19 protein-coding genes and 1 tRNA gene are annotated in these 24292 nt (G+C 35.7%); 10 read left to right on the forward strand and 10 right to left on the reverse strand.

Features of this window, described 5'->3' with window-relative positions:
- The first annotated feature begins 40 nt into the window (after window positions 1-40).
- The gene (locus ACOCEA_RS16860; protein ID WP_420757447.1) at window positions 41-1078 is read left to right on the forward strand and encodes an N-acetylmuramoyl-L-alanine amidase family protein; all 1038 of its coding nucleotides are present in this window, start codon (window positions 41-43) and stop codon (window positions 1076-1078) included.
- On the opposite strand, the gene ACOCEA_RS16865 is transcribed toward ACOCEA_RS16860, so the two are convergent.
- The 4 genes from ACOCEA_RS16865 to ACOCEA_RS16880 all read right to left on the reverse strand — a co-directional run bounded on the left by ACOCEA_RS16865 (window position 1032) and on the right by ACOCEA_RS16880 (window position 3905).
- A complete protein-coding gene (locus ACOCEA_RS16865) occupies window positions 1032-1793 on the reverse strand; it encodes a TIGR04283 family arsenosugar biosynthesis glycosyltransferase (RefSeq protein ID WP_420757448.1) in 762 nt (253 codons plus the stop codon). The two genes, ACOCEA_RS16860 and ACOCEA_RS16865, sit on opposite strands and share 47 nt — an antisense overlap.
- A gap of 44 nt (window positions 1794-1837) precedes the next feature.
- Complete coding sequence (locus ACOCEA_RS16870) at window positions 1838-2653, reverse strand: purine-nucleoside phosphorylase (RefSeq protein WP_420757449.1); 816 nt, start codon at window positions 2651-2653, stop codon at window positions 1838-1840.
- On the reverse strand, window positions 2653-3282 hold the full coding sequence (locus ACOCEA_RS16875) for a TIGR04282 family arsenosugar biosynthesis glycosyltransferase (RefSeq protein WP_420757544.1): 630 nt from the start codon (window positions 3280-3282) through the stop codon (window positions 2653-2655). Before ACOCEA_RS16875 ends, ACOCEA_RS16870 begins: the two co-directional genes overlap by 1 nt.
- A 125-nt stretch (window positions 3283-3407) precedes the next feature.
- Complete coding sequence (locus ACOCEA_RS16880; protein WP_420757450.1) at window positions 3408-3905, reverse strand: rhodanese-like domain-containing protein; 498 nt, start codon at window positions 3903-3905, stop codon at window positions 3408-3410.
- Between the two features lie 82 nt (window positions 3906-3987).
- On the opposite strand from ACOCEA_RS16880, the gene ACOCEA_RS16885 reads away from it, so the two are divergent.
- A complete protein-coding gene (locus ACOCEA_RS16885; protein ID WP_420757451.1) occupies window positions 3988-5553 on the forward strand; it encodes a glycoside hydrolase family 32 protein in 1566 nt (521 codons plus the stop codon).
- Between the two features lie 5 nt (window positions 5554-5558).
- Here ACOCEA_RS16885 and ACOCEA_RS16890 read toward each other — a convergent pair whose 3' ends face one another.
- From ACOCEA_RS16890 to ACOCEA_RS16900, 3 genes are all read right to left on the reverse strand, one after another.
- A complete protein-coding gene (locus ACOCEA_RS16890; protein WP_420757452.1) occupies window positions 5559-6836 on the reverse strand; it encodes an ADP-ribosylglycohydrolase family protein in 1278 nt (425 codons plus the stop codon).
- Window positions 6833-7804 carry a phosphotransferase gene (locus tag ACOCEA_RS16895; RefSeq protein ID WP_420757453.1) on the reverse strand — a complete coding sequence of 324 codons (972 nt, stop codon included), beginning with the start codon at window positions 7802-7804 and terminating at the stop codon, window positions 6833-6835. The genes ACOCEA_RS16890 and ACOCEA_RS16895 overlap by 4 nt, the downstream gene beginning before the upstream one ends.
- A gap of 81 nt (window positions 7805-7885) precedes the next feature.
- A tRNA-Phe gene (locus ACOCEA_RS16900) sits at window positions 7886-7958 on the reverse strand.
- A 363-nt stretch (window positions 7959-8321) separates the two neighbouring features.
- On the opposite strand from ACOCEA_RS16900, the gene ACOCEA_RS16905 reads away from it, so the two are divergent.
- The 6 genes from ACOCEA_RS16905 (at window position 8322) to ACOCEA_RS16930 (ending at window position 16054) form a co-directional block, all read left to right on the forward strand.
- On the forward strand, window positions 8322-9050 hold the full coding sequence (locus ACOCEA_RS16905) for a type III pantothenate kinase (protein ID WP_420757454.1): 729 nt from the start codon (window positions 8322-8324) through the stop codon (window positions 9048-9050).
- Window positions 9051-10337, forward strand: a complete 1287-nt coding sequence (gene bamG / locus ACOCEA_RS16910; protein ID WP_420757455.1) for a BamG family beta-barrel-assembly machinery protein — start codon at window positions 9051-9053, stop codon at window positions 10335-10337.
- 38 nt (window positions 10338-10375) lie between these two features.
- Window positions 10376-11746: a tetratricopeptide repeat protein gene (locus tag ACOCEA_RS16915; RefSeq protein ID WP_420757456.1), complete on the forward strand. Its 1371-nt coding sequence runs from the start codon at window positions 10376-10378 to the stop codon at window positions 11744-11746.
- A gap of 1 nt (window position 11747) precedes the next feature.
- Window positions 11748-12356, forward strand: coding sequence for an LPS export ABC transporter periplasmic protein LptC (gene lptC, locus ACOCEA_RS16920; protein WP_420757457.1), 609 nt, complete (start codon window positions 11748-11750; stop codon window positions 12354-12356).
- A 198-nt stretch (window positions 12357-12554) separates the two neighbouring features.
- Window positions 12555-13841 (forward strand): hemolysin family protein, encoded by a 1287-nt coding sequence (locus ACOCEA_RS16925; RefSeq protein ID WP_420757458.1) that lies wholly within the window; start codon window positions 12555-12557, stop codon window positions 13839-13841.
- A 92-nt stretch (window positions 13842-13933) separates the two neighbouring features.
- Complete coding sequence (locus tag ACOCEA_RS16930; protein ID WP_420757459.1) at window positions 13934-16054, forward strand: peptidylprolyl isomerase; 2121 nt, start codon at window positions 13934-13936, stop codon at window positions 16052-16054.
- Window positions 16055-16104: 50 nt separating this feature from the next.
- Here the strand turns inward: ACOCEA_RS16930 and ACOCEA_RS16935 are convergent, their stop codons facing one another.
- Together ACOCEA_RS16935 and ACOCEA_RS16940 are read right to left on the reverse strand one after the other, a co-directional pair.
- Window positions 16105-17010 carry a GYDIA family GHMP kinase gene (locus tag ACOCEA_RS16935; protein ID WP_420757460.1) on the reverse strand — a complete coding sequence of 302 codons (906 nt, stop codon included), beginning with the start codon at window positions 17008-17010 and terminating at the stop codon, window positions 16105-16107.
- Complete coding sequence (locus ACOCEA_RS16940) at window positions 17010-18329, reverse strand: hydroxymethylglutaryl-CoA reductase, degradative (RefSeq protein WP_420757461.1); 1320 nt, start codon at window positions 18327-18329, stop codon at window positions 17010-17012. The genes ACOCEA_RS16935 and ACOCEA_RS16940 overlap by 1 nt, the downstream gene beginning before the upstream one ends.
- A 219-nt stretch (window positions 18330-18548) precedes the next feature.
- Here ACOCEA_RS16940 and ACOCEA_RS16945 point away from each other — a divergent pair, with 219 nt between their 5' ends.
- A complete protein-coding gene (locus ACOCEA_RS16945; protein ID WP_420757462.1) occupies window positions 18549-20714 on the forward strand; it encodes a S9 family peptidase in 2166 nt (721 codons plus the stop codon).
- Window positions 20715-20738: 24 nt separating this feature from the next.
- The gene (locus ACOCEA_RS16950; RefSeq protein ID WP_420757463.1) at window positions 20739-22271 is read left to right on the forward strand and encodes a peptide MFS transporter; all 1533 of its coding nucleotides are present in this window, start codon (window positions 20739-20741) and stop codon (window positions 22269-22271) included.
- On the opposite strand, the gene ACOCEA_RS16955 is transcribed toward ACOCEA_RS16950, so the two are convergent.
- A complete protein-coding gene (locus ACOCEA_RS16955) occupies window positions 22268-24292 on the reverse strand; it encodes a ComEC/Rec2 family competence protein (RefSeq protein ID WP_420757464.1) in 2025 nt (674 codons plus the stop codon). The genes ACOCEA_RS16950 and ACOCEA_RS16955 overlap by 4 nt on opposite strands.

Genomic DNA, 24292 nt, shown 5'->3' on the forward strand with positions numbered 1-24292 from the left:
CTGTAAATGAGTTGGGCATGAACTTTGTTTTTAATAAAAAGTGAGAAATAAATTCCATTTTATTCATAGTATAGTCCTGCTATGTATTTTGCAGGTGGCCGCTCAGGATACTTTGGTTACCGTTACCGCAAACCCTGGGGATGGCATATTGTCCTTATTAAGAAATGAAGGCTTAAAACCTTATGAGCATTTTGATGAGTTTGTGTCGCTTAATGTGGCTAAATTGAAAGATAGTGTTCATCTAATAGCCGGTAATTCCTATCAAATTCCCAAGGTAAGGTTAGAAAACATTCCTATTGTAGATTCTATTCAGGATCAATCTAAAAAAATTAAGGAAGAAGAAAGTATAGTATTTTCAATTTTTGGGGAGAAGCACGAAACTGTTCTGACAAAAAGTAAACGGTTAAAGGGTGCGGTTTACTATTTGGTATCCGGTCACGGTGGACCAGATCCAGGAGCTATGGCCGTTTATGATGGTAAAAGCATTGCTGAAGATGAATATGCATATGATATTACCTTACGATTGGCCAAAGAATTATTGGCCCATGGTGCAACGGTTTATATTATCATTAGGGATGAAAACGATGGTATACGTGATGAACGTATTTTGGAAATAGATCATGATGAAGTGGCTTACCCTGAAAAGACCATTCCTTTGAATCATTTGGCACGCTTACAGCAACGGGTTGAAATTGTAAATGATTTGTACAAAACCAATAAAGGAAAATACCAACGACTTATTGTAACCCATGTGGATAGTAGGAGCAAAGGGCAGAACATAGATGTATTTTTTTACCATCATGAGCAAAGTAAAAATGGCAAGAAATTGGCAGAGAGCATTCACAAGACGTTTCAATCTAAATACAGTAAATATCAGCCAAATAGAACTTATGAGGGAACTTTTGGAGATAGGACGGCCCTATATTTAGTGAGAAAAACACATCCGGCAATGGCCTATATAGAAATTGGTAATATTAAGAACAAAAAAGATCAACGCCGTATTCTAGATCCCGATAATAGACAAGCATTGGCTAAATGGATTTCTGAAGGGGTGCTGCTCGATTTTGAGGATAAGTAGCAGTGTTCTTTTTAATGGCAATTTTTTCAAGGTAATATGTATATAAATCATTTGGCTTTGCACCTGTAAAATACATGGCATGTATTACCCCGAAGTGATATTGCAAGGTAATCATACCGCGCTCATGATATCTTCTTGCAGAGGTTATAACATAGTTGGGTATAATTTTAAACCGTACTTTTTTATATATCCTATGGATAAGTTCAATATCCTCATAAATTGTATAATTTTCATCAAAACCGTCGAATTCGTCAAACAATCCTTTAGTTATATAGAGTGATTGATCACCGCCCCTACAGAGAATATGGTTTATACATGTACACCAAGCAAAGAATCTTAAAAACAAACTTTTACTATTAAAATGTAACCTAAAACAGCCGGCGCTAAAACCTTGCTCGTATGCCTTAACGATATTTTGGTCGAAATTTCGTGGCGGAATAGAATCTACATGAAGAAAATAAAGAATAGTGCCCGATGCATTTTTTGCGCCAAGGTTCATTTGTTTGGCACGGCCTTTAGATGATTTTAAAATTTTTGCACCCAAGCTTGCTGCTATGTTGGTAGTGGCGTCTGTACTACCGCCATCAACTACAATAATTTCTTTTATACCGTCACCTGAAGCATTTTTTTCAAGTGCCTGTAGTACTTTTGAAATATGCCCTTCTTCATTAAAAGTAGGGATGATAATACTGATTTTGTTCTGTTTTCTGTCCATTAATAAAAGATACCACTGTAATGGTAGCCATTACGGGTTATACCTTACAATTGCTTTATTAATTCTTGGAAAAGTTTCACCATTTTAGGTTCGGTTTTGTTGGCAATTGCGATTATTTCGGCAATATTTACAGGTTTTAAATTATCGGGATCGCATTCATCGGTTAGGACAGAAACCGCCACAATAGGCAAGTTTAAATGATTGGCAACTATTACTTCAGGCACGGTACTCATACCTACTGCATCTGCACCAAGAATTTTTAGCATTCTATATTCGGCCTTGGTTTCTAATTGTGGGCCAACTACTGATGCATATACTCCAGATTTTAATGTAATGTTATTTGTAGCCGCAATGTCAATAAGTTTAGCGCGCATACCCTTGTCGTAAGGTTCGGACATATCTGCAAATCGTTCCCCAAACTCACTCACATTTTTAAATGCTAATGGAGATCCACCTTGTAGGTTAATATGGTCTTCTATTAACATCATATCTCCTTTTTTATAGTTTAAGTTTACAGCCCCAGCCGCATTTGAAATAAACAGTTTGCTGATGCCCAGCATATGCATAACACGAATAGGATAGGTAATATCTATAAAATCATAGCCTTCATATAAATGAAAACGGCCTTGCATGACTACAACTTTTTTTCCTGAAATAGTGCCAAAAACCAACTTTCCGGTATGAAATTCTACTGTTGCCAGTGGAAAAAACGGGATGTGGTTGTAATGTGCCTCAATTTGGTTTTCTACATGGTTCACTAATTCGCCAAGACCTGTGCCCAATACGATACCAATTTCTGGGTTTTCAAACCCCTTTTTCTGTAAATAAGCTACAGATTCCTCCAATTGTTTTTTTGTCATTATTTCATGTGTTTTAAAAAAGGTTCAAAAGCACTAATGTCCTTTATATCTTCATAATAATCTATGTCGTTTCTAGCTTCTAAAAGGGTTGTCTTTTCATACTTAATATCATTTAAGGTGTCCTGTAAAACAGTATCGGTTCCCCAAATTTTGTTTAGAAAAAGTTCCTTTTTAAAGGTTTTCATTCCTAATAAATAGTATCCACCATCCTCTGCTGGGCCAACTACAAAATCGTACTTATCCAAGGCTTTGAAGGCAGTTTCTAAATCGGATAAGGATAGGTTTAACATATCACTGCCTATAATAATGATTTTGTCAAATCCTTTTGAAAACCCATCTAAAAAAGCATTTGCCATACGCTCGCCCAAATCTGCGCCAACCTGTACTTTTTTGTCGTAGCGGTTGTTGTCCCAAATATCATTTGCCCAAATCTCTTCTGAGTAATAGACAATTTTTTTAGCGTATAGGTTTTTGGTAATTTTGGAAGTATGGTTTAAAAGAAATTTATAAATTTCTAAAGTCGCCTCATCTCCAATGGTTGCCGCTAATCGCCTTTTACCCTTGCCCAATTCGGGGTTTCTTGTAAATATTAAAAGGAGATTTTGTGAGCTTGCCAGTGTAAAATCTATGGCCTTATCGTCTTTTGTATTTTCGTTAGGTTGTAAAATTCCCAAATCAGCTTCCTTTATTAATAATCCAAACAATTTTGTTTATACAGTACTACACTTACCTGACGGATTTATTTAAAATAAAGTCAGTTGTCATATACTTTGATTCCATTATCCAATAACTTTCCCCAATGCTTATTAAAGGCGTGTACACTATCGGTTTCCTGACCTCGACTGTTATAGACAGCTCTGTTATTATTTTTCCAGCTAAAAATACCACCATAAAGATTAAGGACATTAGTGTACCCAAGTGCTTTGAGCTTTTCACCAATATTTTCTGAACGTATGCCAATAGAGCAGTACACTATTATGTTTTGTGATTTATCTGGAATTTGGTTTAAGACTAAATTTTTATCAAAATCCTTATAGCCTACCCAAAGGGCATTTTTTAAATGGCTAACATTAAATTCTTCTTTTTCCCTAGTGTCCAAGAAGATAAAAGTGTCATTTAAGGAGATATCCATAGGATAGATGTAGGGGACAGATTCCTTGTTCCAAAGTTTTAGGGCACGGTCTATTCCTTTCTGTCCATGACCACATGAGTTTAGCAAAGCAAATAGCAAAATGGATAAAATAAAACGCATTGAAGTATATGATCTATACACAAAGGTAGTATTTTTAAAGTGGTGAAATAAGAGCCTATAGGGGCTTTTCAAATTAAAAATCATGCTGAAAATTTTTACTAGTACTACTTTTTTTTCTTTTCTAATGTGTTTTATTTCTTGTAAGGAAAAAGAAGCTAAAGTAGAAGTAAAGAAGTCTATTACTAATTACTGTATGGAGGAATATAGGCCACAGTTTCATTTTACTCCAGAGGAAAAATGGATGAACGATCCCAATGGCCTGGTATATCATGATGGGGTTTATCATTTGTTCTATCAATATTATCCAGGTGATATTGTTTGGGGGCCAATGCATTGGGGGCATGCCATTAGTAAGGATATGGTGCGTTGGGAGCATAAGCCTATAGCTCTTTTTCCTGATGAAAATGGTTTTATTTTTTCTGGTAGCGCAGTGGTTGATATAAATAACACCTCTGGTTTTGGGTCTGATGAAGCTCCAGCATTGGTAGCCATATTTACGTATCATAATATGGAAGGCGAACAAGCGGGCAGGAGTGACTTCCAAACACAGGGAATAGCATATAGTTTGGATAATGGGGACAGTTGGATAAAATATGAAGGTAATCCTGTGATTGGTAATGATGGAATCAAGGATTTTAGAGATCCCAAGGTTTTTTGGAATGAAAAAGAAAATATATGGACCATGCTTTTGGTTGCAGGCGATCATTTGCAGATTTGGGATTCACCAAACCTAAAAGAATGGGAACAGGTAAGTGAGTTTGGTAAGGATAATGGAGCCCATGGCGGTGTCTGGGAATGCCCGGATATGTTTAAATTAAAGGTAGCGGGAACTGATGAAGAGAAATGGGTGTTGCTGATAAGTATTAACCCGGGAGCACCAAATGGCGGTAGCGGCACACAATATTTTATTGGGGACTTTGATGGTAAGACATTTACTACAGAACAGACAGAGAGCAAATGGGTGGATTATGGGCGTGATAATTATGCGGGCGTTACCTATAACAATGTACCATCTGGAGATAGGATTTTTATTGGATGGATGAGTAATTGGGATTATGCTAGGGATACACCAACCAAAAAATGGCGTAGTGCCATGACCATTCCTAGAAAGTTGTCATTAGAAAAAAATGATGGATCCTATGAACTTATTAATTATCCTTTACATCAAGTAGATGGATTGGTTAAAAATAAAGTAGCAGGAAAAGATTTTGTTTTGCATCCGCATAGTGAGAAAAAGCTGTTGATTGAGCATGGGAACCAATCAGAATTAATATTCAAAACCGCAGACCCTAATTTTTCTTTGACCATGGCCAATATACAGGGAGATAGTCTTTTTGTTAGGTTGAACAAGGCAGATAAAAGCGCCTTAATGAATAGGTCTAAAGCAGGTAAAACTGGATTTTCAGAGAAATTTGCACTCGGAAACCAACAAATGCCTATGCCTAATTTGCCTGATGGTGAAATTGAGATACGGATTCTCTTAGATAAGTCATCTATAGAATTGTTCGTTAATAAAGGCCAATATGTAATGACAAACCAAGTATTTCCTAAATCAGATTTTACAGAGTTGGTCTTTAAAAATAATACGGAAAGGGCAATAGGGGTTATGGATTTTACCGAGAATCTAGTGGAACGTATTTGGGAATAAATATATCAGGGAGCCATGGTTTTGGCCATGGTTTCTAAATCTAAGTGTAAGTAATTTTTATTAACTTTTATTATTTCGTGTTTTAAACTTTCAGGTAGGTTGGTGTATCCTATTTGTGCTCCTAAAATCATTCCCGCAACGGCGGCAACCGTATCATTGTCCCTACCATAGTTTACAATAAACTGCATGGTTTTTTCAAAATCACCATTGCCATATGCAATTCCGGTAATCATTATTTGCCATATTTCTGCGCTATGGAAAGCAATAGCGCGTTTATCCTTTTCCAATAACTGATAGAGCATTTCTTGTTTTATCCAATCGCTGGTTGTTCCAGGAAATCCTTTAGGTACCTCAAAACGCGTATCCCTATTGACAAAAGAAGAATCCACAATGACAAGGTTATTTATACTGTTTACCTGTGTTCTGGCATTTTTTAATATTGTAAAAGGAATACGGCCTACCAGCCTACTATCTTGATAGCCTAAAGGATCAGTAAAGGTAGCCGTGTCCAACAAGGAATCGATATTTTTTGTTTGCAAGGCCATATTGGTCATGGCCGCAACCGTGGCAGAAATATCCTTTGCGTAACCAATATCAAAAATGCTATGGTCATAAGCTAAATTATATGCTGTGGTTGGGTTTTTGGTGACTAAACCAAGCATAGGAGTATATAGTTGTCCTGCACAGGACATTTCTCCGCCATAAAATCTATTAGTCGCTTTTAAGTATGAACTTGTGTTGTCTTGATATGCTAATGCAACTCTGGCCCATTCCTTTATCCATTCTATTTTTTCAATCTGATCGTCTAAATAGTCAATATTTCTTTTTGTTTCTTCATTTACAAGCGAATTCGTTAAAGTCGCATAGTATTCTATTATGAACTTAGAAAAATTGTTTGGATTCAGTTTGCCGGTATATTGTTCAAAATATTTGATCATCAGGTATTTCCAACGTGTATCATCAGTGGTGGCACCTGCCATTAGATTATGGTCCCATGTTCCTTCGGGAGATTGTTCACGAACCGCTGGGGTAAGTCCTGTAATGTAGCCATATTTTAATTGAATTGCCTTACGGTCCCACATTTCTGTGGAGGCACCCATAGCATCTCCGATGGCCGAGCCTACTAGCGCCCCTAAGATTTTATCATAATATTGAACGTTAGTCAATATTAGGCTATCTGAGCCATAGTCAATAGTTTGGGGAGATTTAATGTTTGGCCCAGTTTTAGTCCTTTGATTACAGGATAGTATGAGTATAAGAGGTAATAGGAACCAGTTTTTCATGATTTAATAAGATTATAAGCTATTTGCAATAGTTTTTCTTTCTCATCAAGGGTGCGCTGCATGGGCAGTTGTGCTAAGCCTATTAAACGCCGTATAATTTCGATGCCAGCCATTTGAAGTAGTAATTGTTCTCTAATTTTGCCTTCGTAACCGATGATTATTTTTTCCAAGTAAGTTTCATCATGAGTTGCCATAATTAAATGCCCAGCCATAACCCCAAGGTCATATTCTGGAAAACCAACAAAAGCAAATTCAGGGTCAAGCACATAAGTATTATTTGCAGTCTGCATCCAACTGCCCGGGTAATAATCACCGTGTAAAAGAGTGGTGCCTTCACTTAAGTATAATGCCCCTATTTTTTGAACTGTTGCTTTTAAGACTTTGTCATTTTTATATTTAAGTGATAATTTCTGCAATCCAGGTTGAATATCATCTAAAGAAAAACCATTTTCTAACATAAAGGGTAGCTCAAATATGTGTTGATGGTTAAGCATGCGCATGCTTAAGTTTTCTGGAAAATCATTTGTATTTTTTGTTTGGTGAATAAGGGTTAATACTTCTAGCAGTAAATTAAATGTTGTCGGAGATATTTTTCGAATATCATATATCCGTGTTAAATCTTGAACTTTGCCCAAATCCTCCATCATTAGTAAATGATCTTTTGGGTCAAAATGAATTACCCTTGGTAGATGAACCCTTATTTGGGGATTGATTACCTTCTTGTAAAACTGATACTCTATTGCTATTCTATTTAAAGGGGCGGAAATGCTTGGATATTTTTGAACAAATGGTCTTGATTGTTTAATAATGAAGGAGGATTTGTCTGTTTTAACACGCAAGACAACATTCATGTTCCCCTCTCCGGGACTTTCAATAGATTGTATATGTTCATTAAGTAATAACCAACTTTTTTTGGTTAAGTAAGATTCTAATATTTTTAATGGTGTGTTTAGGTCTATTGAAATCAATCAAGGTTAATTTTGTGATTTACTTTTTAAAGATAATGTATAAAACCAAAAAAATCCTTACGGTGAAGTAAGGATTTTTTGTGGTACCTCCAGGAATCGAACCAGGGACACACGGATTTTCAGTCCGTTGCTCTACCAACTGAGCTAAGGTACCATAGCGCTATAAGCGGCTGCAAATATAAATTCAATTTTAGGATATACAAACTAAATTTCAAAAAAAGCATTCTGTTTTTTGCATTTTGTTGAATTTGTGGGAGTTGGGAATGTGCTTTTCATAGGATGTGTTGTAAGGACATTTATTTTCAATTTTAAACTTTAAGATTGTGTAAGTTTCTTCTATTTAAGACTACGTAGTTTTCTAAAACTTCATTTAAATGAAACTTGGCTCGCTGGAAAGGCTTTAGTTTTTGTTACTATTTATATTATGTATAGGTTATTTGTTGTATCCCAAATTATTCACCTAAATAGCCTGTTAAGGTTGATGTTGGCCCACTTTTTCTTTTTTACCTTTGTGACTATGAATCTAGTGGTCGATATAGGAAATACGTTTGTTAAATATGCTGTTTTTAACAAAGACGAAATTGTGTATGATACCAATTCTAAGTCAAACGATTTTGTAAGGACTATCAAAACGCTTTTTAAAGAGCATTCATCGGTAACCCATGCGATAATATCTTCTGTTGGCGGCTTAGAAAAGAGAGATTTTGATATTCTATCGTTGTTTTGCAATGTGCATGTGTTAACCCATAAATCTAAAGTTCCGTTTAAGAATAGCTATGCAACTCCACAAACCTTGGGATTGGACCGTATAGCTTTGGTTACCGCTGCTTTTTATCATAATCCCCATGAAAATAACCTAATAATAGATGCTGGCACTTGTATCACCTATGATATGATCAACGATTTTGATGAGTATTTAGGTGGCGCTATTTCTCCTGGGATACAAATGCGTTATAAAGCATTGAACCAACAAACTGCAAAATTACCTTTATTAGAAAAGGAAGAGCCGTTGGATTTTATAGGTAATTGTACGAAAAATAGTATACATAGTGGCGTAATTAATGGCGTTTACCACGAAATTTATGGCGTTATAGATCAATATAATTCCCGTTTTAAAGATTTAACAGTTATTTTAACAGGGGGTGATGCTCTATTTTTGTCAGAACGACTAAAAAATACCATATTTGCGGATTCCAAATTCCTCTTGAAAGGACTAAATTATTTGCTGGAATACAACAAGCACTAAATGATCAGAAAAATTGTAATTGCAATTGTGTGCATAGCCGCAAGCGGTTTGTACGCTCAAGATGGTACCGTTTCTCCTTATTCCTATTTTGGAATTGGAGATTTAAGAAGCGCAAGAACGGTAGAAAATCAGATGATGGGCGGCATCGGAGTTTATGCAGATAGCATACATGTTAATTTACAGAACCCTGCATCTTATGGCGAGTTAGGTTTGGATGTGTTGGATAAAGTTGGTCTTGTGACCTATACTGCCGGCATTTCTAACAAACAGTACAGGCTTAAAAGTTCTACTGAGGAAGAACGAAGCTCAGTTACCAATTTGGATTATTTATCCTTAGGTTTTAGTTTGGGGAAAGGTTTGGGTATGGGCTTTGGTATTATGCCTTATTCTTCCGTTGGTTATAATTTAGTTGATGAACGCACTAGTAATGGGACTTCATTAACTAATGTTTTTAATGGTAACGGGGGGTTAAACAGGGTTTATTATTCTATCGGATATCAGTTTATTGAAAATCTTAGTGTTGGTGTTACCGTAAATTTTAACTACGGTATATTAGAGAGTGAGAGATTACAGCAAATAGAAGATGTGCAATTTGGGACATATGATAGAAGAAAATCGGAGGTGAACGGTTTCGATTTTAATTACGCGTTAAACTACACACCTCTTATTTCAGGTAACAATAGATTGCACACATCAATAAGGGTAAATACACAAGGCAATCTAGTTTCAAAAAATGAACGTCAGATAGGGTCCTTTTCAATTGCTACACAAGGAAATATTGAGGAGATAGATGTTGATCTGGTCGCACAAAACTTAAAGAATACGGAATTTAAAATACCAACCACAACAACATTGGGGCTGGGCATTGGACAAGATTATAAATGGTTTTTGGGAGCGGAATATGCCTTCCAAGGATTAAGTTCATTTGAAAATCCATTTTTAGGTGTGGGTGATATTTCATATAAGGATGCTAGTTCATTGGCTTTGGGAGGTTTTTATACGCCAGATAAAAGCTCTTTTACCAGTTATATGAAAAGGATAACCTATAGAGCAGGATTACGATTGGACAAGACCGGAATGTTAGTCAACAATGTAGACATAAATAATTTTGGCATAACTTTTGGATTAGGGTTGCCATTGGGTAGAAGTTTTTCTAATATCAACCTAGGTTTTGAACTTGGTAGAAGAGGAACAACAAGGGCCAATTTGATAGAAGAGAGTTATTTTAAAATAAATGTTGGACTATCATTAAATGACCGTTGGTTCCAAAAACGAAAGATAAATTAATAAAATTTTAGTACATTAACCACTTTAAAATTAGCAAGATGAAAACGAAACTTTACTTCACGGCAATAATGTTCCTTGGAATGATGGGGGTAAGTAATGCACAAGCTCAAGATCCTGAGTGTATGACTAATCTGTCCATATTCTCAGAACACGCAAAAGTTAAAAATTATGATGCGGCGTATGAGCCATGGAAAAAGACATATGAAACATGTCCACAGCTAAATAATGCCATATATGTTTATGGTGAGCGTATCCTTAAATATAAACTTGAAAAAGCAACCGGTGCCGATAAAGAGGCCTTGGCAAATGAGCTGATGGGTCTTTATGATAACAAGCTAAAATATTTTGCGTCCAAAACCAGTGTAGGAGAGGCTATGGTAGATAAGGCTATGGTCAAATATGACAATAAAATGGCAGATGATGCAGAGATGTATGCCATGATGGATGAGGCATTTACTAAAGACAAGGAGAATTTCACAAATCCCAAGGCGCTTTATATTTATTTCTCTAGTTTGGTAGATTTACATAATGCAGGTAAAAAGGACCTGCAAGAGGTTTTTGACGTTTACGATAACGTTACCGAGAAAATTGAAACTGAAAATGAGAAGATAACTGAAAAAATCGCCGAACTTTTACCTAAGGAAGAAGATGGTACATTAACTTCAAAAGAAAAGAAACGGCTTAATTCTTATAACTCATATTCTGAGGTTTACGGTAAGATTTCTGGTAGTGTTGACTCTAAATTAGGTGCATTGGCAGACTGTGAAAATTTAATTCCTCTTTATCAGAAAAATTTCGAAAGTAAAAAAGGGGATTTAAAATGGGTTAAAAGTGCAGTTGGTAGAATGTTTAGTAAAGAATGTACTGATGATCCTTTATTTAAGCAAATGGTTGAAGTGCAAGCAGAACTAGACCCATCTGCAGATGTATATGTATACCTTGGTACCTTAAAATCTAAAAGTGGAGATACTAGTGGAGCTGTAGGGGATTTCAATAAAGCATTGGAATTGGAGACAAATGCAAGAAAGCAATCTAATATTGCCTATAAAGTAGCTACTATATATAGAAGAGGAAGTAAATCAACAGCAAGGAATTATGCTCAAAAAGCAATTGATGCAAACCCATCTAATGGTAAAGCGTATTTGTTGATTGCAAGTTTATATGCAGGTAGCGCAAATGATTGTGGCAGCACCCCTTTTGAAAAAAGGGCTATTTATTGGAAAGCAGCGGATATGGCCAGAAAGGCAGGTCGGGTTGATCCTTCATTAAGTGGTAGTGCTAGCCAAGCAGCAGCTAGCTATAGTGCAAAAGCACCAACTAAAGAAATGATCTTTAGTGCTGGTATGGCGGGTAAAACTATTAGTTTTTCTTGCTGGGTAGGTGGAAGCATAAAGGTACCTAGCTTATAAAATGATAAAACATTTTTTTGAAATAATAAAGGGCATTGCCATGGTATTTTCCATGGCAATGCTTTTTTTTTCTTGTGGGGATAATTATAAGCGGGTAGGAGACGAAGCTAAAAAGAAAATTTTCCCACAGGGCGTTGCCAAAAATTTTGAACTTACTTATACAGAGTCGCCAAACAAAATAAATTCGGATAGTATTGGGGCTTCTAAAGTATTAGCTATTCTATCTGGGCCAATTCGTAATGATTTTGAAAATTTAATTTTTCCTTACCAAACTTTTCCTGAAGGGCTTCGGGTAGAGATTTTCAATGAGAAAAATGAAAAAACAACAATTGATGCAGATTATGGTATCTATTATGCATCAACCGCTTTGGTAGACCTTCAAGGAAATGTAATTATCAAAGGTAACGATGGTAAAATGTTAGAAACTCCACAATTGTATTATGATAGGGGAAATGAATGGGCATTTACCCAAGAAAAATTTAAATTTACCAATCCGGAAGATGGCACTGTTATGGACGGTGAGGGAATGGATATTAAAAAGGATTTAAGTTTTTTAAATGCGCATAAAACATTTGGGTTAATGCTTATAAAAGAAGATAAGGATGATTAGAATTTTAAGATATACGGAGTACTTATATATTTTAGTAGCCGTTTTTTCAGTATATAGAATTTTTACAGATTGGAATACGGATAGGAATATGGCTTACTTTTTTGTTTTTTTTGCCGTAATTTCTATCGCTATGTTTTTATTTAGAAGAAAGTACCGTAAAAAATTTGAACAACACGCTAAGAATAATCAAGAATAGTCGTGGATAATACAGTTCTCATTATTGTTTTATCCTTACTATTTTCTGCTTTTTTCTCAGGAATGGAGATTGCATTTATTTCTGCCAACAAGATTCACATAGAAATTGAGAAAAAACAACAGGGTTTTTTGGCTAAAGTGTTGACACGACTTACTAAAAAACCATCAAAATTTATTGCCACCATGTTAATTGGCAATAATATTGCTCTGGTCATATATGGCTTATACATGGGTGAATTGCTAATGAACTGGTTCTTGGGCATGAACCCCAGCAACACCTTTCTCAGAGCAATGATAACAGATTTTAGTTTGCTCACTCAAACCATTATTTCTACTTTTATTATCCTAATTACTGCAGAATTTTTACCTAAGGTTTTGTTTCAGATTTTCGCCAACAAGCTTTTAAAGCTTTTGGCAATACCCGCCTATTTTTTCTATCTATTATTTTCATTGATTTCGGATTTTGTTATAGGGGTTTCAGACTTTATTTTGAAATACATTTTCCGTACTTCTGGTGACGAAGTTCAGTTGGCTTTTAGTAAAATAGAACTTGGTGATTATATTACGGAACAGATGGAAACAGTTGAAGAAGAAGATGATGTAGATTCGGAAATTCAAATTTTTCAAAATGCATTGGAATTTGCAGCAGTAAAAGCAAGGGAAGTAATGGTCCCTAGAACGGAGATAATGGCCGTAGAAATGCATGAAACCCCTAAGAACCTTGCAAAATTATTTACCGAAACAGGCTATAGTAAAATATTGGTGTATAAGGAAACCGTGGATAATATTATAGGGTATGTTCACTCTTACGAACTGTTTAAAAAACCCAAGACTATTAAAAGTATATTGTTACCTGTAGAATTTGTTCCGGAAACTATGTTGATCCAAGACATTTTAAACGTACTTATAAAGAAAAGAAAGAGCATGGCCGTGGTACTGGATGAATATGGAGGTACTTCTGGACTTATGACTGTTGAGGATATTGTAGAAGAATTGTTTGGGGAGATAGAAGATGAGCATGATACGACAGATTTACGGGAGGAACAGATAGATGATTCCCATTATTTGTTTTCTGCAAGGCTAGAGGTCGATTATATTAATGAAAATTACAAGTTGAATTTGCCAACCAGCGATGAGTATGAGACACTTGGCGGACTTTTGGTGCATCAGGTTGGTGAAATTCCGGAGAAGGATACTGAAATAAGTATTGGCCATTTTAAGTTTATGATCCTTGAGGTGTCCAGTACCAAAATAGATTTGGTTTCATTGGAGCTCGTGCAAGAGGATTAACAGCTTATCCATCAATATTTCGCGTGTTTTTAGTTTTTATTATTTCAATTAAAAATGGTAATTTCGCCAACTGATTTTAATTTTTCCATAGAATGGCAGTTTTAGAAAATATAAGAAAACGTACAACAGTTTTAATACTGATTATTGGGCTTGCCCTTTTTGCCTTTGTAATTTCTGGTGTATTTACCAGCAGTAATTTTGGTGCTGGTGGTAAAGTGGGTTCTGCGGTAGCGGAAATTAACGGAGAAGAAATATCTATTGATGATTTTAGACAAAAAGTAGAAACTGCTTCCAGAAGAGTTGGTCCAACTACAACTTCAATGCAGGTGGTGAACCAAGTTTGGGACAATGAGGTTAGAAATGCAATTTTAGGAGCTCAGTTTGAGGATTTAGGAATTGGGATAGAGCAGGATCAAATTGTAGATTTTCTTAAAACTACAGGATATGCACAGAACCCAGAATTTCAAAACGAAAATGGTGTTTTTGATGGGAATCGCTTCAGGCAAACTGTAATGGATTGGAAAACAAACAATCCTGCACAATATGAAGCTTGGTTACAAACAGAGCAAGAAATTATACAATTGGCAAAAGAACAGACCTATTTTAACTTGGTTAAGGCCGGGATTGGGGCTACTTTGAAGGAGGGTGAATTGGACTATAAATTGGCCAACGAAAAAATGGATATAAAATATGTCCGTGTTCCCTTTACCTCTATTCCGGATAGTACGATCACGGTTTCTAAAAGTGAAATAGCTGCTTACGTAAACAAACATAAGGAAGATTACAAACAAGACCCAGCAAGGGATATTCAATTTGTATATTTTGATGAGAAGCCATCTGAGGCAGATGATGCAGCTATTAAAGCTTCTATCACTAAGTTGCTAGATGATACTATTGAGTATAATTCCCAAACGGATAGGAATGATACTATAAGAGGTTTCAGGAATACTAATGATATGACTGCATTTCTGGATCGTTTTTCAGATACAAAGTTCGATACCATTTACAAGGCTAAAAAAGCATTGCCATTAAGCGTTGCAGATACGTTAATGGCATTGGAAGTAGGTGAAATATATGGGCCTTATAAAGAAAGTGGTTCTTATAAGATTTCCAAAATGATGGGTAGAAAACCAAATGGTTCAGTTAAGGCAAGTCACATTTTGCTAACCTATGAAGGGGCAACCAGGGCAAATCCTGAAATTAAGAGAACTAAGGAAGAAGCTGAGGCCAAAGCTAAAGAATTATTAAGTGAGGCTAAAAAAGCTGGTGTTGTATTTTCAGAATTGGCAAGAGATAATTCTGATGGCCCTTCTGCTCCCCAGGGTGGTGATTTAGGTTATTTTCAAAGAGGGGTAATGGTGCCAAAATTCAATGACTTTGCATTCGGTAACCCAGTAGGTACTATAGGTCTGGTAGAAACTGATTTTGGATTTCATGTGATAAAAATTGACGATAAGGAGGATGTTGTACAGATTGCTACCTTATCAAGGGAAATTGTTCCTTCTGAAGAAACCATCAATACATTATTTACTGATGCCACTAAGTTTGAAATGGCTACCATTGACGATGAAGGTGCATTTTCGGATATTGCTAAAAGCAGTGAGTATTTTGTACGACCTGTTAACAAGATCAAACAATTGGATGAGAACTTACCTGGTTTAGGAAAACAAAGAAATATTGTGCAATGGGCCTTTAGTGCTGATACCAATGTTGGAGATATCAAACGTTTTAACATCAACAATGGGTATGCAGTTGTACAACTTACGGGTACATATGAAGAAGGTGTAATGAGTGCAGAAGATGCATCAGCCTTAGTGTTGCCAATTATTAGAAAAGAACGTAAGGCAGCCCAAATTATCGCTGCAAATAAAGGTAAATCAATGGATGCTATTGCCTCAGGCAATAATGTTACCGTGTCCACGGCTTCTGCCTTAACAGTGAAGTCTCCAACTATTCCTGGTGCCGGTAGTGAACCAGCTATTGTTGGTGCTGCATTTGGAATGAAAGAAGGCGAGACGTCTGGGTTATTAGAAGGTAATACGGGAATATTTATGATTGAGCTTACCAAAAGAACAGAGGCCCCTAAATTGGATAATTATAGCACTTATGCCAATACTTTAAAAAGTAATGCCGCCAATAGGGTGGGTACTGATGTTTATAATGCCTTAAAGGAAGCGTCTGAAATAGAGGATAATAGAGCTATTTTCTATTAAGAAAAAATATAGATGTAAAATATAAAGCCTCCTGATAAGGAGGCTTTTTTTTATAATATTATATCTGTATAATTAAGAATTGTGGTATATCCCTTATTTTTGAAATACTCCATTTTTTGAATGTTCCCTGTGGCCAAAATAAAGTCGCCGCCCCACGCACCCAAGCTTTTTAGGCTGCCGGTATAATCCTTAAACAATTGCTCTTTTATTGTAGGTATTTTTAAAGTTTTAGATAATAAATTTTCATGCATGTTTAAGAGGGTTTCAAAATCTGACAAACGCGTGCATTCAATAATCTGTTCCGTAATTTCATTCACTCCAATAACCAAATCAATTTTATTGAACTCCAATTTTCTATAGGCATCAATGGCATCCCTGCTGTTCTTTTTTTGATTTAGGTAAATAAAAAAGAGATGGTCTAAAAACTCGGGCTTAAAAGCCACTTCATCAAAATTGGGGATTAAATTGTTTTTATGGTATACTATTGGTCGGTTATGACTGGCACATGCAATATCATAGCCACTGCCACCAAAAGTAGCATCAAGAAGTTGGTAAGGGTTTATTTTGGCCCAATTGGCAATATTATTAATTAAGGTTGATGAAGAACCCAGACCCCAGACCCTAGGAAAAGTAAGTTCGCTATCTACAAAACAGCCATTATATTGGTTAAGAAAAGTTGGGTTTAGATGTTTTGCCTCGTTTAAAATAGTACGCAATCTTTGTGCAATGTCCTCATCAGATGTGCTAAGAAGTTTAAGTTTATCTATTTGGAAATCTGCCGAAAACCAAACTGTATTGGTTTCATTTAAACTTCGCCAATTGAGAATTCCTGTTTTGGAGTGTTTGATCTTAAGATGTTGTCCAAACTTTGTAGGTAGGGCAAGACCTTTTGCCCCATCTAAAATGGCATATTCCCCAGTGAGCAGTAATTTTCCGTTACTATAAAACTCTTCCATTACTTTTTTCTGATAGAATCCAGTTCATTGACTACGCCACTGTGCGTTACCGTATGTGTTTTAAAATGTTCAATAACCGTAACTTTTTCTTGCTCGGTAGCCCCATATTGATTTAGTATATTCATTAAATGCATTTTCATATGGCCTTTTTGAATACCGGTGGTTACTAATGAACTTAGTGCGGCAAAATTTTGTGCTAAACCAGCAACGGCCATAATTTGCATTAATTCCTTGGCAGACGGATTTTGTAAGATCTCTAGATTCAATTTTACCAAAGGATGTAGTTTCGTTAAACCACCTACGGTACCCAAAGCCAAAGGAATTTCTATATAAAATTTAAAAATCCCATCTATAATTTCAGCATGTGTTAGACTGCTATAGGACCCATTTCGTGAAGCATAGGCATGCACTCCTGCTTCAACGGCCCTAAAATCATTTCCGGTAGCAAGGACCACTGCATCAATTCCGTTCATAATACCTTTGTTGTGTGTTACTGCACGGTATGGTTCTATCTTTGCTATGTCAACAGCTCTAACTATTTTTTCGGCAAATGCTTTAGGTGAAATTTCTAGTGAAATGGTTAAAGCGTCCACAGGGCAGCTCACCTCGGCATATGCCAAACAATTAGGGACATAATTGGATAAGATACTCATTACCACTTCTATTTCCTTTTCTTTCGCATTAAACGCATCATATTGTAGCGCTTCGCTCTTGAAACTATTGGCGAACTGCTCTAAACAACTATTGATGAAATTTGCACCCATGGCATCTTGGGTCTCAAAAGTACAGTGGAGCTGATAATAGTTGTCCAACCTACTTGTTTTATCCCTTAATACAATATTTACAATGCCACCACCTCTTTTAGACATGCTGGTGGTCAATGAAAAGGCATCGGCAATTAATTTTGGTTTCGTTTTATTGAAAAATTGTTCAAGTTTTTCAAATTCGCCATTAAAAATAAAATGGACTTGGCCTACCTTTTCTGTACCAATTATTTTGGTTTTAAAACCACCCTTTTTTAACCAAAACTTAGCGGCTTTGCTAGCGGCGGCTACCACAGAACTCTCCTCAATAACCATAGGGATGGCATAAAGTTGGTCATTAATGAGAAAATTGGGAGCTATGCCCATGGGCATGTATAGATTACTGATGGTGTTTTCTATAAACTCATCGTGTAATTTTTGTAAAGAGGTGTCTTGGTTCCAATAGGATTCCAATATTCTTATGGTATCCTTGGGATCATGGGTATAATGGGTGGCAATCCAATTTATTTTTTCCTCTTTGGTGAGTTTTGAAAAACCAGCTATCGGCTTTGTCATTTATACGGGGTTTCTTCTTAAAATTGTCGTGGCTGTACTTTGTGTTTTTGTATAAAATACTAACCAGAACAGGGTCTTACTAAGGTAAAGATACTAATAATGCGAAGAAATGAAACCAAAAGGCAATCATCGATAAAATTGACCTCTTTTTTAACCTAAATTGAGGTTTTTTAGAGAAATAGTGGTAAACTTGAAAGATTTAACAATATTCAGTTTTTTATGCAGAAAATACACATTTCAGTTCTTTGTTTTATTAGTTTTCTTACGTTTTCCATTGCTCAGAAAAAACAAATATCAATAGAGGAAATATATAGAGGGGCATTTAGAACCGAAGGTTTGGATGTGCTTCGCTCCATGAATAATGGTACACAATATACCGTGTTAAATAGTAACCGTGCCAACGGTACTTCTACAATAGATAAATATGACTATAAAACCCTTGAAAAGGTAGAGACTATAGTCGCTTCGAGTAACTTGTCCGATATTAAGAACTTCACTTCATATGGGTTTAGTGATGATGAGACAAAAATAGTATTGGCTACAGATGTAACATCAATTTATAGAAGGTCAACCTTGGGGATTTTTTACGTGTATGATATTAAATCTAAAAATCTTACGAAAATAAATGATGACAAAATACAAGAACCAACTTTGTCGCCAAATGGAGCCAAAGTGGCGTATGTAAAAGATAATAATCTCTATTTGATGGATTTGAAATCGGGGAATACCACCCAGTTAACCAAGGATGGTGAAAAGAATAAAATAATAAACGGGGTTACAGATTGGGTCTATGAGGAAGAATTTGCTTTTGTAAGGGCTTTTGAATGGAATGTAGACGGTACCAAAATAGCATTTTTGAGATTTGATGAGACTAATGTACCAGAGTTTTCAATGGATGTTTATGGAACCGCAAAATATCCAACCCAACATGTTTTTAAATATCCAAAAGCTGGTGAGAACAATGCAATTGTGAGTTTACATGTTTATGATGTAAATTCAGATTCGGTTTCCGATATTAATTTAGGTGACGCATATTACGTGCCACGTATTAAATGGATGAATGATAAAAATTCTTTGAGTGTACAAACGATTAACAGGCATCAAAACCATTTAAAACTTCATATGGTTGAGGCTAAGACTGGTACTGTTTCAACCTTACTGGAAGAAAAAGATGAAGCCTATATAAAAATTACGGATAACCTTACATTTTTAAAGGATGATAGTTTTATTTGGACAAGTGAACAAGATGGTTGGAACCATATCTACCTTTACAATGCAGATGGTGGGTTAATGAACCAAATTACAAAGGGTAATTGGGAAGTGACCCAATATTATGGATATGACCAGAATGAGGATAGAATTTATTATCAATCTACAGAAAACGGCTCAATAAATAGGGGTGTTTACAGTGTTGATAGTAGGGGCAGGAAGAAAAAAGCACTTTCGGTAGAAGCGGGTACCAACAAAGCTTCCTTTAGTACTGATTTTACCTATTACATCAATACATATACCAATACAACTACACCACCAGTGTTTACCTTGCATAAAGCGCTGTCGGGAAAAAAAATAAAGGATATAAAGGATAATCAGGGGCTGTTAAACAAATTAGAAATGTACAAAACCAGTCCTAAGGAGTTTTCTACGATAAATGTCAATGGAAATGATCTAAATATGTACATGATCAAACCAAACGATTTTGATCCATCAAAAAAGTATCCTTTGTTTATGTACCAATATAGTGGGCCAGGTTCACAAAATGTCTCCAATAGCTGGATGAGTGACAGGGATTATTGGCACCAGTCACTTGTGGCACAAGGTTACATAGTTGCTTGCGTTGATGGCCGAGGCACAGGATTTAAAGGAAGGGACTTTAAGAAAGTAACCTATCTTAATTTGGTTAAATATGAAACTGAAGATCAAATAGCCGCTGCAAGGAAATTAAGTGAGCTAGATTATATAGATGAGGATAGAACGGGAATATGGGGATGGAGTTTTGGAGGCCACATGTCAACCAATTGCCTACTTAAAGGGAATGATGTTTTTGAAATGGCTATTGCGGTGGCGCCAGTGACTTCTTGGAGATTTTATGATACCATTTATACGGAACGTTTTATGAGGACTCCATCAGAAAACCCTAGTGGTTATGATGATAATTCCCCCTTTAACTATCCTGAACTTTTAAAGGGTGATTATTTATTAATTCATGGTTCGGGTGATGATAATGTACATGTGCAAAATACCATGCGCATGGTAGAGGCTCTTATCCAAGCCAATAAACAATTTGACTGGGGTATTTATCCGGATAAAAACCATGGTATCTATGGGGGTAACACGCGAATCCACTTGTTTAACAAAATGACCAATTTTGTTAAAGAGAATCTTTAAATCTTAAACCAACTCAATTTTTATATGTCTGATATCATAAAACCAGCAAGTGAAAAACAAATTTTAGGACATCCTCAAGGTTTGTTTTACTTGTTTTTTGCAGAATTATGGGAGCGTTTTAGCTTCTACGGAATGCGCGCATTGCTTACGCTTTACATGGTAGATGTAATTTTTCAAGCATTGGCCGAAAGAGATTATGCCACAGCAGCGGTATATTCTTCTTATGGATCATTAGTATATGCTTCTACAGTGATTGGAGGGAAAATATCAGACAAAATTTTTGGAATGCGAAATTCAATTTTTTTGGGTGGTATTCTTATGGCAATAGGACATTTTGTTTTAGCAATAGAAAATAACATGGCTTTTTTTCTAGCCTTGTCATTAATTATTGTGGGAAATGGATTCTTTAAGCCAAACATATCCACATTTGTTGGTACGCTATATGAAAAAGGGGACCCAAAAAAAGATTCAGGGTTTACTATTTTTTATATGGGAATTAATATAGGAGGCTGGGTGGCACCGCTTTTGTGTGGGTGGTTAGCCGCTACATATGGATGGCATTATGGTTTTGGCTTAGCAGGTATAGGAATGTTAACCGGTTTGATTTTCTTTTGGAGTGGTATTAAAAAAAATGTTTTTGGAAATAGAGGTCTTCCCCCAAATGAACAGGTAATGGAAAAAAAGGTCCTTGGTATTAAACAAGGAGTACTTATTCCAATGTTAGCGGTGCTTGCAGCGCCATTAGTTGCTTTTTTATTATCATCTTACAAAGCCGTTGCAACGGAGGGAATTTTTGCTGACCAAAATATTGTAAATATAATTTTCACAGGAATAGGGATAGCTGTTCTTGCATACTTAGCTTATGAAATGTTTAGGGCTACCCTAGTAGAACGAAAAGAATTGTTCGTAGCGGTACTGCTTACCTTTTTTATGACCATATTTTGGGGTTTTCACGAATTATCAGGTAGTGTAATTACTTTGTTTGCAGCTAGAAATATAGATTTGGATGGTATAATGTCTGCAGCTCAAACAAATTCATTGAACTCTATGTTTATTATTATCCTGGCAATTCCAATTTCTTTAATGTGGACTTGGTTAAGTAAGAGAAATTGGAATCCGAGAACACCATATAAATTTGGTTTAGGTTTGCTTTTTGCGGGTATTAGTTTTTATGTACTTGCCTTAAGTGGAGGAAGCGCCAATGAAAATGGATTTGTACCTTTTACATATCTTTTATTGATGTATTTCTTGCTGTCCGTCGGTGAGTTGTTTATGTCACCAGTAGGATTATCGAAAATGACTGATTTGGCACCATTACGGTTAATTGCGTTTATAATGGGTGTTTGGTTTTTGTCTTCTGCTTTTGCATTTCAAATAGTAGGTTTTATTGGCAAACAGTTGGCTATTGAGAGTACGGATAAAAACGTGGGCGGGTTTGACACATTAACCGTTTACACAGATGGTTTTATGTTGATTGCTAAATATGCCTTGGGTGCCGGAATAGTGGTAATTTTAGCTTCTCCCTTAATCAAAAGATTAATGGGTAAAGTACATTAATTGGTATTCTTAAAATAATAAGCTCCCTTTTCACCGGTATAGTGGAAAGGGATTTTATTTTTTAGACAGGTTTTTTTCCATCTGTCCGTGTAACTTTTGTAATTGCTGCCATCGGCAATAATCTTTTTTGGTGCTGTAGTTGCTATTAGCCTTTCTAAGTTAATTTTAGGAGATCCGGTAAGTAATATGGTTTTATCTTTCTCCTCATTGTTATATAGACCAAGACTGTCTATTATTAATAATTGTTTGTTTTTGTAGTGATAACTATTAGCTAGGGAATCTTGTTTTATGTTATTGATACGCTCACCAATTTTATAATTATCTAGTATAAACTGGGCCTTATTCAAATCCATCGCCAATACATCCATAGTGTTACCATATCTATTGATAACTATGGTGTTTTTAGTTTGATGTGGAATTAGTAGTTCTACTTTTTTGTCTGCCTTAATTTCCTGTATAATAGTCCATGTTTGAAAGCAAAGTAAACATGTCAATAAAAATATCGCTCGTTTAAAACTGGAGCGGTAAGTAATCAGAATGGCAGTAATCAAGACAAGATATATCAAAAGTAGCTGAATACCATCAAACGAAATTGATTTAAGTAAGAAACGCTCCTGTTCAGATACCCATCCCACCAAGGAATTCATATAATAAATAAGTGAATTGTAATATGTTACTAGCCAATCTGGAATTAGGTGTGTCATAGCGAGTAGTATGGCTAAAATTCCTGTTGCAAGGATTAACCCCAAAAAAGGAATTATTATAAGGTTGGATATAAAGAACAGACCTGGAAATTGGTGAAAATAGAATATACTAATGGGTAGTACGCCAAGTTGTGCTGAGATACTAACGGTCAAAAGTTGCCAAAAATAACGAACTATTATTCTTTTGGGTGTCCATAGTTTTTGAAATTTGGGGTAAATCCAAACAATTGAAAAAACAGCGGCATAACTCATTTGAAAACCTACATGAAAAAGTAAATAGGGGTTTATAAATAATAAAACAAAAAACATGGACAAGGCCAAAATGTTAAAATGGTTACTTGGCCTATTGAGGAATAATCCATAGGCAACAAAACTGAACATTGTACAAGCCCTAATAACAGAAGGGGAGAGTCCGGCAAGAAAGGCATAACCCCAAAGGATAACTACAGAAAGTATCAAGACTATCATTTTACCTTTAGGAAGATAGTTTAATGGCCTTAGTAAGAACTGGATTAACAATAATAGAATCCCGATATGTAACCCGGAAACCGCCAAAATATGTACTGCACCTGCGTTTTTATAATCGGAATAGGTTTGTTCGGTTATATTAGAACGTTCTCCAAGTAATAAAGCTTGGATAACTCCAAGCTCATTTTTGCCGAAGTTTTTTTGTTCTAGTTGTGAGATAATATGGTTTCTTGCGTTTGCTGCATAACCTATAATCGTTTTAGAAGGTGAGTCAAGTATTACATAACTATTGGTTTCACTTCTAATTTGATGATAAACACCTTGTTTTTCCATAAATGCCCTATAATCAAATTGATGCGGATTTAGCGGAGGGGCGATTAACTCAGTTTTAGAAAAAGTAATAAGCTCATCATCAACCTTTAGCACCGCAGAAGAGGAATCCAGAGTTGTATTAAAAAGAATTCTGCCTGTACAAGAAATGCCATTAACTTGCATTACATTGGCTATGTATCTATTTGAGAACCCCGTAGGTTTTAATACTTCAGTAATTTTAAGTTCCCAAGGCATTATGCCGCTAAAGGCTTTATTGCTATAATGTGATTCGTGTTGGTTGGGTTGGTTATGTATACTAATAAATATGCCAAGGAAAACTGTAGTAAGTAAGGAGGCAAAACCAAAAGGTATCTTTCTTTGATGGTCTTTTTTAATGAATAACATAACCAACACCGAAAAAAATAAAAGTAATAGTGCAAATGCCCAGTTTAAATCAAATGGGAAATAGTGCCCAATTAGAATTCCAATTATTAATAGCAGCGTTAGTTTATTGGGAACGAACGCTAATATTCTCAT

Origin of the sequence: Maribacter luteocoastalis, from assembly GCF_048890225.1 — a bacterium.
Classification (GTDB): domain Bacteria; phylum Bacteroidota; class Bacteroidia; order Flavobacteriales; family Flavobacteriaceae; genus Maribacter; species Maribacter luteocoastalis.

Coding starts and splice junctions, on each gene's coding strand:
- ACOCEA_RS16865 (WP_420757448.1), bottom strand. CDS start 1,793: ATGGACAGAAAACAGAACAAAATCAGTATTATCATCCCTACTTTTAAT.
- ACOCEA_RS16870 (WP_420757449.1), bottom strand. CDS start 2,653: ATGACAAAAAAACAATTGGAGGAATCTGTAGCTTATTTACAGAAAAAG.
- ACOCEA_RS16880 (WP_420757450.1), bottom strand. CDS start 3,905: ATGCGTTTTATTTTATCCATTTTGCTATTTGCTTTGCTAAACTCATGT.
- ACOCEA_RS16885 (WP_420757451.1), top strand. CDS start 3,988: ATGCTGAAAATTTTTACTAGTACTACTTTTTTTTCTTTTCTAATGTGT.
- ACOCEA_RS16890 (WP_420757452.1), bottom strand. CDS start 6,836: ATGAAAAACTGGTTCCTATTACCTCTTATACTCATACTATCCTGTAAT.
- ACOCEA_RS16905 (WP_420757454.1), top strand. CDS start 8,322: ATGAATCTAGTGGTCGATATAGGAAATACGTTTGTTAAATATGCTGTT.
- bamG (WP_420757455.1), top strand. CDS start 9,051: ATGATCAGAAAAATTGTAATTGCAATTGTGTGCATAGCCGCAAGCGGT.
- ACOCEA_RS16915 (WP_420757456.1), top strand. CDS start 10,376: ATGAAAACGAAACTTTACTTCACGGCAATAATGTTCCTTGGAATGATG.
- lptC (WP_420757457.1), top strand. CDS start 11,748: ATGATAAAACATTTTTTTGAAATAATAAAGGGCATTGCCATGGTATTT.
- ACOCEA_RS16930 (WP_420757459.1), top strand. CDS start 13,934: ATGGCAGTTTTAGAAAATATAAGAAAACGTACAACAGTTTTAATACTG.
- ACOCEA_RS16935 (WP_420757460.1), bottom strand. CDS start 17,010: ATGGAAGAGTTTTATAGTAACGGAAAATTACTGCTCACTGGGGAATAT.
- ACOCEA_RS16940 (WP_420757461.1), bottom strand. CDS start 18,329: ATGACAAAGCCGATAGCTGGTTTTTCAAAACTCACCAAAGAGGAAAAA.
- ACOCEA_RS16945 (WP_420757462.1), top strand. CDS start 18,549: ATGCAGAAAATACACATTTCAGTTCTTTGTTTTATTAGTTTTCTTACG.
- ACOCEA_RS16950 (WP_420757463.1), top strand. CDS start 20,739: ATGTCTGATATCATAAAACCAGCAAGTGAAAAACAAATTTTAGGACAT.
- ACOCEA_RS16955 (WP_420757464.1), bottom strand. CDS start 24,292: ATGAGAATATTAGCGTTCGTTCCCAATAAACTAACGCTGCTATTAATA.